Below are 13,150 nucleotides of genomic sequence, written 5' to 3' on the forward strand. Positions count from 1 at the left end.
TCTTTTTGTACTCAGATGATAAGAAAATAGGTAGTTAGCAATGGTGGCTAGTAATGCTGGCAAAGGTTACTTACTCACGCCGCTACCAGTCAAAAAACGTCAGTGCAAAGCAGCCACATAAATCAAGCCAACGTTTTGGCCGAACCATTATATAACGTTAGCGGCTAGATGAGTGCGTTAAGTTGACTTTTCAAGAGCAGATTGATGCAAGATTACTTCAATGCCAAGCATAAGTTGGTCATATAAAATAATAAGATAACGACTCATCATTAAAAACCATTCACCAACGTGCTACATTAAGTCGATAATCATGCAAACCCATTTAAAATAACAATGAGATAAGGAATAGCCATGCAAGCAGTTTTTTTAGATAAAGGTACGTTTTCTGATGGCGTCGACTTGCCAGCACCGACAGGCATCAGTGATTATGTGACTTATAATGACACGCCAAAAGACAATGAGGTCATTTTGGCGCGCTGCAAAGACGCTGATATTATCATCACCAATAAAGTCCAAATTGACGCTGACGTAATAAGCAAACTCCCCAACCTGAAGCTTATCCAATTGACCGCCACGGGGATGAATAACGTCGACCAAGAGGCTTGTGTTGAGCATAATGTCGCGCTATATAACGTCGCAGGTTACGCGGTCAAAAGCGTGCCTGAGCATACCTTTATGCTCATGCTGACGGCTATGCGTGCCGGTATTTATTATCATCAAAAAGTCGCTGACGGCACATGGCAGGCAAACGGTAATTTTTGCCTGCTGGATATTCCGTTGATAGATTTGGAAAATAAAACGCTAGGGATTATTGGGGTCGGCACTATTGGTAAACGCGTCACCGAGATTGCCCGCGCTTTTGGCATGACGGTATTGTGGGCGGAACATCAGGAGCGTACGCCTCGTAGTGACGACTATACCGCGTTTGATGAGGTGCTTGCCCGCGCTGATGTGTTGAGCTTGCATTGCCCATTAAACGCGCAAACCCAGCATCTCATTAATAAAGCCACCTTGGCAAAAATGACCAAGCAACCACTTATCGTCAATGTGGCTCGCGGCGGCGTTGTCGATAGCCAAGCACTGACCGATGCCATCAATAATGAGCAAATCATCGGCTATGCCAGCGACGTGTTTGAGCAAGAGCCGATTGTCAAAGACGACCCTTTATTGACCCTTGCTAATCATCCACGGGTCATATTTAGTCCGCACAATGCATGGGGCAGCAAGAGTGCACAAGAAACCTTATGGCAAATGCTCAGCAACCAAGTCGCTGACTTTATTCATGACCACCAAAATGCTAACGGCTAAAACGTAACCAATCGTCTTTTATTTTACGGTGTTTGAGCATAATGCGGTCGCTGACATAATTATTCGTCACATGCCAAGGGTAGCGATCGCCTTGCTTGGGCAACTCGTCCTGAGCTCGCTTAATATAACCCGCCGATAGCGCACCCATCACCGTATCTAACTGAACTTGTACTTTTTCACGCTTGGTCTCAGCTTGTGGCACAGCGACCTGATAACCATGGGTCTGCATATAATCAAGTAGCCGTACGATATACTGAGAGGCTAAGTCTACCTTTAAAGTCCACGAAGCATTGATATAACCAAACATCACGGCCATATTGGGCACATCCTCAACTAGGACTGCTTTGTAGGTCATACGTGCACCCACTTTGACTGGCTGACCATCAATATACAATGACGCGCCGCCGAGCATTTGCAGCTTCAATCCCGTTGCGGTGACAATAATATCAGCATCAAGATGTTTACCCGACTCAAGCATGATGCCCGTTTTAGTAAAGTGGCTGATTTGGTCAGTGACCACCCCTGCTCTTTTGCTGTGTAAGGTATTGAATAAGTCACCATCAGGTACCGCACAGAGTCGCTCGTCCCATGGATTGTACGCAGGAACAAAATGATCAACATCGACACCACTACCTTTCAACTCTCTTTTCACGCCATAGGTTAATAGCGCTTTTAACACTTTCGGTGCGTGGGCAGCAAACTGATAAACGCCTTGCTGTCTTAAGACGTTACGCGCCCGCAATAGCGTATAAGCTTGCTGTTTTGATAAAGGCGAGAATTTAGCAGATAGCCACTCAAGCGCATAATCATCGCCAGGTACGCTTGCCACATAAGTCGGCGAACGTTGCAACATCGTGACGTGCTGCACGCATTGACCATCGCCTTCATTGACCATCGCAGGCAACAACGTCATCGCTGTGGCACCGCTACCAATAATGACCACTTTTTTATCATGATAATCAACGTTGTTCCAATGCTGAGGATGGACGATTTGACCTTGGAAATCTTCTTCCTTTTCAAAATGCGGTTGATAACCCTGCTCATAGTCATAATAGCCAGTTGCCCCGACGACGAAGTTTGCGGTCAACGTAGACACCTCACCGCTCACATGATTTTTGATCGTAGCTGACCACTGTTGATCACGACTTGACCACGACAGCTGCTGCACTTCATGCTGATAGCGAATATGTTCAGTAATGCCAAATTCACGCGCCGTATCAGCGATATAACTCTTAATGTCTTCACCTGCTGCCAGCATTCGATGATCTAACCATGGTCTAAAACTATAGCCAAAGGTCAAGGCATCAGAATCAGAGCGAATACCAGGATACGTAAATAAATCCCAAGTACCACCTAGATCCGAGCGCTTTTCTAATACGATAAATGGTGGCGTTTTTGCCTGTTTACTCACTTTCTTTTTTGACTTGCGTTGTTGTAATTGACAGGCCATCCCGATACCGGCAAGCCCTGCACCGACGATAAGCACATCACAATCTACTGGCGGCGCTGCTGGTGATTTTTTGCGTTTAAAGCGCTTCTTGATGGCTTGTCTGGTCGCAGTGATATTAAGCATAATTTTATCCCTATAGTTAGCTTACTTATTTTTTATCCCATAACACAATATTGGTAATAATGTTTAAACAACCTATAACGCAAAGCAGAGCCTTAAAAAGGGCTGGGACTCTCCCAGTCCATCCATGCGCCTAGTACCGGATGCTTAAGACGCAGTTGCTGCGCATGCAGATTGAGCCGTGGCGCAATTGTCAACGCATTCCCTTCAGCATAAATGGGATCGCCTATCATGACGTGACCGACGTGCACCATATGGACGCGCAACTGATGACTGCGACCGGTGACGGGCTTTAACATCACTCGCGTGACCATTTGACCGTTGCAGTCTTCATGCGCAAGCACTTCATACAAGGTTAGCGCGTGCTTTGACCAGTCGTGGTCAACGATGTGGCGCGGTTTGGTGCTTGGCTCATAGCGTACTGGCACTGAGATTTTGCCTTTTGCACCCACGCTCTCCCATGCGCCAAAAACCCGTGCTTGATACTTTTTTTGCGGCAGACGTTCAATAAACTGTTTACTGATATTGGTTTGCGCAGCGGCATTTTTTGCAAAAATCAATAAACCAGAGGTATCCATATCCAGTCGGTGAATCAACTTAACCGCAGGATTGGCACGCTCTAGTCGCGCCAGCAAACTCACCTTTAGCGTTTTGCCATCGACACTCAGCAGTCCGGCTGGCTTATCGACCACCCAGATATCGTCATCTTCGTAGACGGTAACGTCTTTCGCGAACGCTTTGAAGAACTCAAGCGGATAGGCACTTTCTTGGGCGTTAACGGTTAGGATTTTTTCATCAGTAAAAGGCATAAAAGAAGCTACTTATATTGTTGAGCTTGAGAATAAATACTGTCGTGCATTAAAAATGCTAAGTCGAAGATTGCATCTAAACGGACCTATCGACATAAGGTTTTTTGCCAAAAGTTGAGACTGAACCAAACCATGAGAACCATGTTCGAGCACAGAGCTAAAACGACAATAGATGGCAAAGGTGACAGGTAAAACAGTACTTGTGTCGTTATGTGTTGATTTATTGTGCTAATCGTAATTGTTAAGCAATTTAACTGGCCTGTATCTGTCAAATCTGGGCAAACATGTTAATATAATGGCACATTTTCACCACTTCTTAACGCTTCTTTAGCTACTGACCAATCTATTATTAAACCAATATGCACGTCGATGAGTAGCGATAGAAATAATAAAACAAGAGAGAAAAACTATGTCAGACCTTATTGTTAACACCACCGATGCAAATTTTGACCAAGACGTCTTACAATCAGATGTACCAGTATTGGTAGATTTTTGGGCAACGTGGTGTGGTCCTTGTAAAGCAATTGCCCCTATTCTAGAAGACCTAGCATCTGAGTATCAAGGCAAAATCAAAATCGTCAAAGTTGATGTGGACAACAACCCACAAGCAGCCAGCCGTTTTGGTATTCGTAACATCCCAACGCTATTTGTATTCAAAGATGGCGAAAAAGTTGACTCAGTAATGGGTTTACAACCAAAAGCTGAATTGGCTAAAGTAATAGATAAACATCTATAAGTGATACTGCTGGTTTTAACTCATTTAAATACTAGTTTAAATACCAGCAAATGCACAGAAAGCCAGATTAATCGAAAAAGCCATTATCTTGTATAGGTAATGGCTTTTTTGCTTGTTTTTTATGCAAAAACCGCAATTATATGACTTTTTTAGCAAAAATTATTGACAATGCCATTATGAAAACCGTATAGTCTGCTGACAAGAGAAAACTAACGGTTTTCCTAAGTATCTTGTCGCTATTCTCCTCGTGTTTATCAACAAAAACACAATCGTCATTATAAACACCATTACTGAACGAAATGACTAAACACAATTACTGATACTGAGTTTTTGACGCAGACTCTTATGTGGCCTTCTTTATCTTCATTTCTTATGACCTTGCAGCAAAACCCGCAACGCGTACGTAAGCTGACACATAAAATTTTTACTACATAAATCCAGCTCTGTGCCCACACCCTCTATCGCCCTACAATCGTTGTTTTAATCAATATCGTGATTCGTGCTACTAATGGCATCTCTCATCTGACCAATTGCTAATGACCTATCTATGAATCTAACTGAATTAAAGAAAAACTCAATCGCCGAGCTATTGGCCATCGCCAAAGAAATGGGTCTTGATAATATGGCGCGTAGCCGTAAACAAGACATCATCTTTGCTATCCTAAAAACCCATGCTCGTAACGGTGAAGCCATCTACGGTGATGGTGTACTTGAGGTTCTCCCTGATGGTTTTGGTTTTTTACGCTCCTCAGAAGGCTCTTATTTAGCAGGCCCTGATGATATCTATGTCAGCCCCAGCCAAATTCGTCGCTTTAGCCTAAAGACTGGCGATAGTATCGCTGGCACCATTCGCCCGCCAAAAGATTCTGAGCGTTATTTTGCGCTATTGAAAGTTGGTGAAATCAACTTTGATACCCCAGATCGCTCACGTCATAAGCTTATCTTCGAGAACTTGACTCCCCTATTCCCAACCGAGCAATTAAAGCTCGAGCTAGGTAACGGTACTACTGAGGATTTGACTGGTCGTATTATAGATCTGATTGCTCCGATTGGTAAAGGTCAGCGCTCTATTATCGTCGCACCGCCAAAAGCCGGTAAAACGATGTTGCTACAGACCATTGCCCAATCCATCACTCGTAACAATCCTGAGTGCTATCTAATCGTGCTACTGATCGATGAACGTCCAGAAGAAGTCACCGAGATGGTACGTACGGTACGCGGTGAAGTGGTTGCTTCGACCTTTGATGAGCCACCTCAGCGCCATGTACAGGTTGCCGAAATGGTCATCGAGAAAGCCAAGCGTCTGGTGGAGCACAAGCAAGACGTTGTCATCTTACTTGATTCTATTACTCGTCTGGCACGTGCTTATAACACTGTCATTCCTTCATCGGGTAAAGTATTGACCGGTGGTCTGGATGCCAATGCACTGGAACGTCCAAAACGTTTCTTCGGTGCCGCACGTAATGTTGAAGAAGGTGGTAGCTTGACAATTATTGCCAGTGCCCTTATCGATACCGGTAGTAAGATGGACAGTGTTATCTTTGAAGAATTTAAAGGTACTGGTAACCAAGAGATTACGCTTGAGCGTGATTTGGCTGAAAAACGCGTCTTCCCTGCGATTAATATCAAAAAATCTGGTACTCGCCGCGAAGAGCGCCTGCTTGATGAAGATAAATTGCGCAAAGTTTGGATTCTACGCAAATTGCTACAGCCGATGGATGGCGTGCAAGCCACCGAATTCTTATTGGATCGCTTAAAAGAAGCGAAGACCAATGATGAATTCTTTGAGCAAATGAAACGTAAATCGCAAAACTAATCGTCTTATCACTGCTATTATAAAAAAGATCGCTTCTAAGCGGTCTTTTTTTATAACTAAAGAAACTAGGGCACACGAAAACAGTTAGCGTATTATTGAATCAAATACAATAATCCTAAGCAAAGGCGCTACCATCGATACAGTGAGGCAACATACTTTACAGTACATTTGCAAAGATTAGCGTTTTTACCACGACTAGAAAGGTACTAAACGATTACTATAGGAAATAGTAGAACGTCTTCGAAAATATCATGTATATTGTATTTTAAATTTAACGACTCAACAGGTGACATTATGAAATTTGCTAAAACTCTTGCAATGACTGCACTTACTAGCTCGGCTCTTATTATGGGCGGCTGTAACGGATACAACAGTGGTTTGAGCAACACGACTAAAGGTGCTGCTGCTGGCGCTGCTGCTGGTGCACTTATCAAAAGTGGCGGCGATAGCAAAGACATCGCTCGTGGCGCACTTGGTGGTGCTGCAATAGGTGGTGCTGGTGCTTATATTTTAAATAACAGCAGATAAGCTCTAATTAGGTTAACTGCTTTTATTCTGTATACGCATAACTCTGCTTAGAATGTTTTAAGACAAAAAAAGCCTGCAATCAATTGCAGGCTTTTTTGTGTTTAGCATTTGGTTTATTGGTCAAAAGCCAGTGCGTCTATAACGCCCCACTAAAAGTATCACAGGTCTGCACATTGCCGCTCTCCAAACCACGAGTGAACCATTGGACACGCTGTTGACTGGTACCATGGGTAAAGTTATCAGGGACTACCGCGCCTCCACTCGCACGCGCCAAACGATCGTCACCAATTTGGCTGGCTGCATTGATGGCTTCATCTATATCGCCCGCTTCTAAGAACTGGACACGTTCTTGATTACGCTGCGCCCATACACCCGCGAAGCAATCAGCTTGTAGCTCTTGTAATACGGAGAGCTTATTGGCTTCTGCACGCGTGACTTGCTGACGAGCTTCATTAACCTGTTGGCTAATACCCAATAGCGTCTGCACATGATGACCAACTTCATGCGAGATCACATAAGCTTGCGCAAAATCTCCCGCTTTTCCTTGGTTTTCGCTATTACCTGATCCTTGTTGGTCACCTGTAATACCAAGGTTTTGCCGCATTTCTACAAAGAAAGAAGTATCTAGATAGACTGTCTGGTCTCCTGGACAATAGAATGGACCCGTTGCAGAGCTGGCACTACCGCAAGCCGAGCTGACTTGTCCATTAAAGAGTATCAATGACGGCTCTTGATAAGTACTACCACCTTCATTAAATATTTGATGCCACACTTCTTCTGTGTCGGCTAGCACTACTTTTACAAACTGCGTATCACGATCGTCACTGGTCGCCGGCTCGGTTGAAGTATTGCTACCGCCACCTGCTACTACTTGGCCCGTTTGTAAAGCGGTCATGGGGTTAACGCCAAATACTAACCACAAAATACCCGCGATAATAATACCGCCGATACCACCGCCAATCATTTTGCCACCACCGCTACTCGTGCGTACGTTAGAGCTACCTCGTCTGCCTTGCCATTTCATATTCTTACTCCCGAAACATACGATACACCCTGCCATGCGCATGGGTAGTTATTTACGTTGTCTAGTTTTTGACTCGACTTTCCATGAGTCACAATTAATAGATACCTTAAATTAATAGATACCTTAAATATATTCTGTTTTTTCGATATTTGGCTGTTCCCATCCTAATAAGCAATTGACTTGATATCTACTTTATTTAGTAAAACTTGTTTAATAGAATCTATTTAAGAGGCAACGCCACACCATAATTTTCGCCAATTGGTTACGAAAATGGCTCGATTTGCATTAATTATACGTCGATTAATTGAGGTTGTTGTATTAAAAATTATATTAGATAAGCTATGTAAAATACTTTTTACAATTTTATTGTTACTCAATTGTACAGGGTCTTTTCATTTGAAAAGAAAACATATAGAATGCGTGGAAGCTGAGTAGCTGTGACTAAGACTAGTTGAATTCTGAGACATCTCGGACATTCAACCTTTGCTGCTGCTACTGCTCATTTCATTTTCCCGGAGAAAACCTTATGAAACTTAAATTACTTGCTCTAGCTGGTATCATGACTGCAACTATGGGCCTAACTGCCTGTGACAGCAACAAAGAAAACGCTGCTGAAGATTTATCTGACGCGCAAGAAGAAGTGCAAGACGCTTCAGAAGAGCTAAACGAAGCTGCTGCTGAAGGCGAAATGACTGCTGATGCTGACGCTGCTGTTGCCGGCGCTGAAGCTGATATCGCTGATGCACAAGCTGCAACTGCTACTGACGAAATGGACGCTGAAGTTCCTGTAGACGGTACTACTACTAGCGTAGATATGGCTAGCGAAACTGATACTGCTGTTGCAGCATCTGACGAAGTTGTTGTTGAAGAACCAGCTCAGTAATTTTATCGTATCCAACGATAGATATACTGTAGTAAAAAAAAAGAGAGCCTATGCTCTCTTTTTTTATGCCTATTATTTAATATATTTGATAACGGGCTAGAATATTTAATGCTTGTTGTCACACTTTGCATTGACAGCTATAGACAACGCACACTGATCTTGAAAAATCATCGCGACATTATAAGATCTTTCACTGGTCAGAATTTTATAGAGATGAGTGACAGCTATTCATCGAATAGACGCTCATCAACCTGTTGACGAAATTTTTGCCCCGTTTTAAAGGTGACCACACGGCGTGCTGATACAGCCACGGGCTCTCCTGTCTTAGGATTGCGTCCTGGACGGCTGCTTTTATCTTTAAGCTCGAAGTTGCCAAAGCCTGAAAGCTTGACCTCGTTGCCATCAATCAAACTCTCTGACAACTCATCAAAAAAATTCTCTACCAAACAGCGGCCTTCTTGGCGTGTCAGGTTAAGATGACTCATCAAATGCTCAATCATGTCAGATTTGGTTAAGGTGCTCACAGTACGACTCCTATGCTATGTCGTGATGTCGAATATCATGGTTTAGCGGTATGAGGGTTAAGCTTAGTTAGTATAAAGGTTTTTTGTTATTCTTTTAATAAAGTCTGAATTAAAATCCTTTGATAATAACCACTTAACTTTTTTTATAAAATTTTATCTAAGATAACAATCTTTATAAATAGCAATGCTCTATAGCCTCATAACGAGAAAGGCTACAGAGCATAGGCTATTATGAATGTTATGTGTTAGCTGTCACGTAGTTTTGCAGCATGTTGCTCAGTTAGTGCTTGTACTACCTTGTCAGTCGCTGTTTTCACAGCTTCATCAGACAAGGTCTGCGATCTATCCTGCCATATCAACGCAAATGCCAATGAGCGCTGACCTGCTGGTACTTTATCACCTTGGTAAACATCGAATAACCATAGATCAGTCAATAGCTCACCTGCGGCAGCACGAATCGTCGATTCTAATGCCTGTAAACTGATTTCGCTATCTATTAAAATGGCAATATCGCGGCGTACTTGTGGGAATTTACTTGGCGTGGTAATCGCCTGCTGTTCACGAGCCAGCGTTAGCAAAGGTGCAAGTGATAATTGGGCAACCCAAGTAGCCGGTAAGTCTAGCTGTTTGGCCGTATTAGGATGCAATTGACCAAGCCAACCGACATACGCATCATCGATATATAGTTTGGCGCTTTGACCCGGATGTAGGAAGGCAAGCTCACTACGCTCGTAGCGGATACGCATGCTATCGATTTGCGCTGGTAGCAGTTGCTCGATATCGTGCTTAAGGTCATAAAAGTCTAGCGCACGGTTTTGATAAGCCTGCTCATCCCAAATATTACCGACTGCGACCAATGCAATACTTGGCGTCTGTACCAAATCACTAATACTTTGACCAACAAAGCTCAGACCTGTTTCAAAGAAACGTACGCGTGGCTGTTGACGATTGAGATTGTATTGTACACAAGGCAATAAACTTGATAGCAAAGTACGACGCATCACTGCTAAATCACTAGAGATAGGATTGGCTAATGCCAATACTTCTCCTAATGCCTCATCATCAAGTAACGCTTCTATTTTTGCATCACTAAAGCTAAAGCTGATCGCTTCCATATAGCCATTATCGACCAGTGCTAGCTTCATCTCGTGCGTCAAGTCTGCCGTATCATCATAATCCATGCTTACCTGCAAGTGCGGCAGGATGCTTGGAATATTGTCATAACCATAGATACGAGCGATTTCTTCGATGAGATCTTCTTTAATACTCATATCAAAACGATAAGAAGGCGGCTTGCAAATAAGGCTATCCGCTTGCTGCTCTACCTCAAACCCTAACTGAGTTAAGATACGGACCATGACTGCTGGCGCTATCTCAATACCTATGACATCACGAACTTTAGTGATTGGCAAAGTAATTGGTGCACGTGCTGGCAAGTGCTCAGTACTTTCCGCTTTGACTATAAAACCCGCCTGACCGCCAGTAACGCTAGTAATCAAATCAACAGCGCGTGCTAGTGCCAGCTCAGGTAACTCAAAGTCTACGCCACGCTCAAAGCGTTGTGAGGCATCAGTATGCAAACCAAAACGGCGTGCACGTGCAGCAATAGCAAGCTGACCAAAGAAAGCGCTTTCTACAATAATATTGGTCGTGCTATCAGTCACACTACTACGCTGACCACCCATGATACCGGCAAGCGCCAATGCACCTTTGTCATCAGCTATCACCAACTCATCGCCCGTTAAGGTAATGGTTTGCTCATTCAGCAAGGTAATGGTCTCAGCAGGCTGTGCCAAACGAACCACGATATCACCAACAATGGTATCGGCGTCAAAAGCATGTAGCGGTTGACCCAATTCCATCAATACATAGTTGGTCACATCAACCAAAAAGTTGTGTGAGCGTAGTCCTGACTGCACTAGCGCATCTTGCATCCACTTTGGTGTCTCAATGCTACGATCAATATTGCTGATTGATTGTAGTAAATAGCGCGGACACGCCTCAACTGCATTGACCGTTACGGCTGGCGTAGCAGTATCAGTACCGTTATCAGTAACTACCACATTGGTAGGAATCTCAGGCAGCTGCATTGGCAAGTCGTTAATGACTGATATTTCACGCGCAATACCACGGACACTAAAACAATCACCACGGTTTGGTGTGATAGAGATATCCAGTATTTGGTTATCTAGACCTAAATATTCACGGATATCTGTACCAATCGGTGCATCAGCTGGTAGCTCAAGAAGACCATCAATGCTATCGGTTAAATCAATTTCAGAAGCACCGCAGAGCATACCGTTAGAGTCGACACCGCGTAGGTTACCATTTTTAATTTTAAAGCCTTTCTTGTCATCGCTTGGGAGCACTGCCCCAACGGTCGCAACAGGTGCTTTCATACCAACGGTGACATTAGGCGCACCGCATACGATTTGTAGCAGCTCAGCTTCACCGATATTTACCTGTGTGACGCGTAGCTTATCAGCATCTGGATGTTGCTCGACGCTGACGACTTCACCGACGACCACACCACTAAAGGCACGGGCGACCGCATAGCGATCATCAATCTCTAGCCCTGCCATGGTGAGTTGTTCGGCCAACTGCTCACTGGTATTGTTGGGGTTTACCCATTGACGTAGCCACTGCTCACTAATTTTCATAAATATCTCGGATCAGAATTTTATAATAAAGACTTTAGAATAAAGGGTGACGTATTAACCTGTTATGTTAACAAGGGAAACGCTAGCCAAACTGTTTTAAGAAGCGTACGTCGTTTTGGAAAAACAGGCGCAAATCATCAATACCATAATAGAGCATCGCAAAGCGCTCAATACCCATACCAAAGGCAAAGCCCGTATATTTTTCGGCATCAATACCGCAGTTGGTCAGCACTTGTGGATGCACCATACCGCAGCCCATGACTTCAAGCCATTTGCCATTGTCATCTAAGATATCAACTTCAGCAGAAGGCTCAGTGAATGGGAAAAATGACGGACGGAAACGAACGGTTAATTCTTTGGCAAAGAAAGCTTCTAAGAACTCACTAATCAAGCCTTTTAGCTCAGCAAAGGTACTCGACTCAGTAACCATAAGCCCTTCTAACTGATGGAACATCGGCGAATGGGTTTGGTCTGAATCATTACGATAGACGCGACCGGGACAAATAATACGAATCGGTGGCTCATTTTTTTCCATGGTGCGAATTTGCACTGGACTGGTGTGCGTACGCAACAAATAATGCGCATCAAAGTAGAATGTATCGTGCATCGCGCGTGCAGGATGGTGCGATGGGATATTAAGCGCTTCAAAGTTATAGTAATCGCTCTCAACTTCAGGGCCGGTGGCGACGTTAAAACCTGCTTGTATAAAATACTGCTGCATACGCTGGGTAATCATGGTCACTGGATGCAAATGGCCTTTTTGACCACCGCGAGCAGGCAATGTAATATCAATGCTCTCGCTTGCAAGCTTGGCATTTAATGCCGCGACTTCCAGCTGCTGCTGCTGATTGGTCAACGATTCTTGAATACGGCTCCGCACTTGATGTAACCAGCCACCGTAAGTTTTTTTATCGTCAGCACTGAGCTTACCCATCTGCTTCGACCAGCCGGTTAATGGGCTCTTTTTGCCAGTCAATTGCACACGCAACTCTTGCAGCACACGCGCATCAGTTACTTGTAAGATTAAAGATTCAGCAGCACTGGCAAATTCAGTCAGCTGAGCTTCATTAAGCTCATTAAGCTCTGAAGATAAGGTCGGTAGCGCCGACAAATCGTTGGTGGCAACAGGGGTAGTCATAAGACGCATCATTCCTGATTTAAACAGACTATTAATTGTAGGGATTTGACCAAATATTGCAAACCATTTACCCAGTTACTTTTAATTAGTTATTCGTATTTAGCTACTTTCAATTAGTTGCTCGTAATTAGTTATTTTTAATTAACTACTTTTG

At 43.7% G+C, this 13,150-nt stretch carries 11 protein-coding genes; 5 read left to right on the forward strand and 6 right to left on the reverse strand.

Translation table 11 applies throughout. The annotated features are described in order from the left end of the window. Positions 1-351 precede the first annotated feature (351 nt). The gene (locus J5X94_RS10410) at positions 352-1,308 is read left to right on the forward strand and encodes a D-2-hydroxyacid dehydrogenase (protein WP_210541218.1); all 957 of its coding nucleotides are present in this window, start codon (positions 352-354) and stop codon (positions 1,306-1,308) included. Here the strand turns inward: J5X94_RS10410 and J5X94_RS10415 are convergent. Beyond that, positions 1,298-2,881 carry a flavin-containing monooxygenase gene (locus J5X94_RS10415; protein ID WP_210541219.1) on the reverse strand — a complete coding sequence of 528 codons (1,584 nt, stop codon included), beginning with the start codon at positions 2,879-2,881 and terminating at the stop codon, positions 1,298-1,300. The genes J5X94_RS10410 and J5X94_RS10415 overlap by 11 nt on opposite strands. Before the next feature lie 92 nt (positions 2,882-2,973). Beyond that, positions 2,974-3,687, reverse strand: coding sequence for an RluA family pseudouridine synthase (locus tag J5X94_RS10420; RefSeq protein WP_210541220.1), 714 nt, complete (start codon positions 3,685-3,687; stop codon positions 2,974-2,976). Between the two features lie 409 nt (positions 3,688-4,096). Between J5X94_RS10420 and trxA the strand changes: the two genes are divergently transcribed. The 3 genes from trxA to J5X94_RS10435 all read left to right on the forward strand — a co-directional run bounded on the left by trxA (position 4,097) and on the right by J5X94_RS10435 (position 6,767). After that, positions 4,097-4,423 (forward strand): thioredoxin, encoded by a 327-nt coding sequence (gene trxA / locus J5X94_RS10425; protein WP_010197853.1) that lies wholly within the window; start codon positions 4,097-4,099, stop codon positions 4,421-4,423. Between the two features lie 547 nt (positions 4,424-4,970). Beyond that, positions 4,971-6,239, forward strand: coding sequence for a transcription termination factor Rho (gene rho, locus J5X94_RS10430; RefSeq protein WP_010197854.1), 1,269 nt, complete (start codon positions 4,971-4,973; stop codon positions 6,237-6,239). Positions 6,240-6,533: 294 nt separating this feature from the next. Beyond that, positions 6,534-6,767: a hypothetical protein gene (locus tag J5X94_RS10435; protein ID WP_194620912.1), complete on the forward strand. Its 234-nt coding sequence runs from the start codon at positions 6,534-6,536 to the stop codon at positions 6,765-6,767. Positions 6,768-6,903: 136 nt separating this feature from the next. Here the strand turns inward: J5X94_RS10435 and J5X94_RS10440 are convergent, their stop codons facing one another. Beyond that, positions 6,904-7,791 carry a neutral zinc metallopeptidase gene (locus tag J5X94_RS10440; RefSeq protein WP_194620913.1) on the reverse strand — a complete coding sequence of 296 codons (888 nt, stop codon included), beginning with the start codon at positions 7,789-7,791 and terminating at the stop codon, positions 6,904-6,906. A 526-nt stretch (positions 7,792-8,317) separates the two neighbouring features. On the opposite strand from J5X94_RS10440, the gene J5X94_RS10445 reads away from it, so the two are divergent. Then, positions 8,318-8,674 carry a hypothetical protein gene (locus J5X94_RS10445; RefSeq protein ID WP_189586073.1) on the forward strand — a complete coding sequence of 119 codons (357 nt, stop codon included), beginning with the start codon at positions 8,318-8,320 and terminating at the stop codon, positions 8,672-8,674. Between the two features lie 224 nt (positions 8,675-8,898). Here the strand turns inward: J5X94_RS10445 and J5X94_RS10450 are convergent, their stop codons facing one another. The 3 genes from J5X94_RS10450 to pheS form a co-directional block, all read right to left on the reverse strand. Continuing rightward, positions 8,899-9,198 carry an integration host factor subunit alpha gene (locus J5X94_RS10450; protein ID WP_010197859.1) on the reverse strand — a complete coding sequence of 100 codons (300 nt, stop codon included), beginning with the start codon at positions 9,196-9,198 and terminating at the stop codon, positions 8,899-8,901. A 245-nt stretch (positions 9,199-9,443) separates the two neighbouring features. Continuing rightward, positions 9,444-11,858 carry a phenylalanine--tRNA ligase subunit beta gene (gene pheT, locus J5X94_RS10455; protein ID WP_210541221.1) on the reverse strand — a complete coding sequence of 805 codons (2,415 nt, stop codon included), beginning with the start codon at positions 11,856-11,858 and terminating at the stop codon, positions 9,444-9,446. Between the two features lie 82 nt (positions 11,859-11,940). After that, entirely contained in the window at positions 11,941-12,996 is a 1,056-nt protein-coding gene (gene pheS, locus J5X94_RS10460; RefSeq protein ID WP_210541222.1) for a phenylalanine--tRNA ligase subunit alpha, read from the reverse strand. Between the last annotated feature and the right edge of the window lie 154 nt (positions 12,997-13,150).

The sequence above is a fragment of the Psychrobacter sp. K31L genome (assembly GCF_017942195.1).
Taxonomy (GTDB): Bacteria; Pseudomonadota; Gammaproteobacteria; order Pseudomonadales; family Moraxellaceae; genus Psychrobacter; species Psychrobacter glaciei.

Coding starts and splice junctions, on each gene's coding strand:
- J5X94_RS10410 (WP_210541218.1), top strand. CDS start 352: ATGCAAGCAGTTTTTTTAGATAAAGGTACGTTTTCTGATGGCGTCGAC.
- J5X94_RS10415 (WP_210541219.1), bottom strand. CDS start 2,881: ATGCTTAATATCACTGCGACCAGACAAGCCATCAAGAAGCGCTTTAAA.
- J5X94_RS10420 (WP_210541220.1), bottom strand. CDS start 3,687: ATGCCTTTTACTGATGAAAAAATCCTAACCGTTAACGCCCAAGAAAGT.
- trxA (WP_010197853.1), top strand. CDS start 4,097: ATGTCAGACCTTATTGTTAACACCACCGATGCAAATTTTGACCAAGAC.
- rho (WP_010197854.1), top strand. CDS start 4,971: ATGAATCTAACTGAATTAAAGAAAAACTCAATCGCCGAGCTATTGGCC.
- J5X94_RS10435 (WP_194620912.1), top strand. CDS start 6,534: ATGAAATTTGCTAAAACTCTTGCAATGACTGCACTTACTAGCTCGGCT.
- J5X94_RS10440 (WP_194620913.1), bottom strand. CDS start 7,791: ATGAAATGGCAAGGCAGACGAGGTAGCTCTAACGTACGCACGAGTAGC.
- J5X94_RS10445 (WP_189586073.1), top strand. CDS start 8,318: ATGAAACTTAAATTACTTGCTCTAGCTGGTATCATGACTGCAACTATG.
- pheT (WP_210541221.1), bottom strand. CDS start 11,858: ATGAAAATTAGTGAGCAGTGGCTACGTCAATGGGTAAACCCCAACAAT.
- pheS (WP_210541222.1), bottom strand. CDS start 12,996: ATGACTACCCCTGTTGCCACCAACGATTTGTCGGCGCTACCGACCTTA.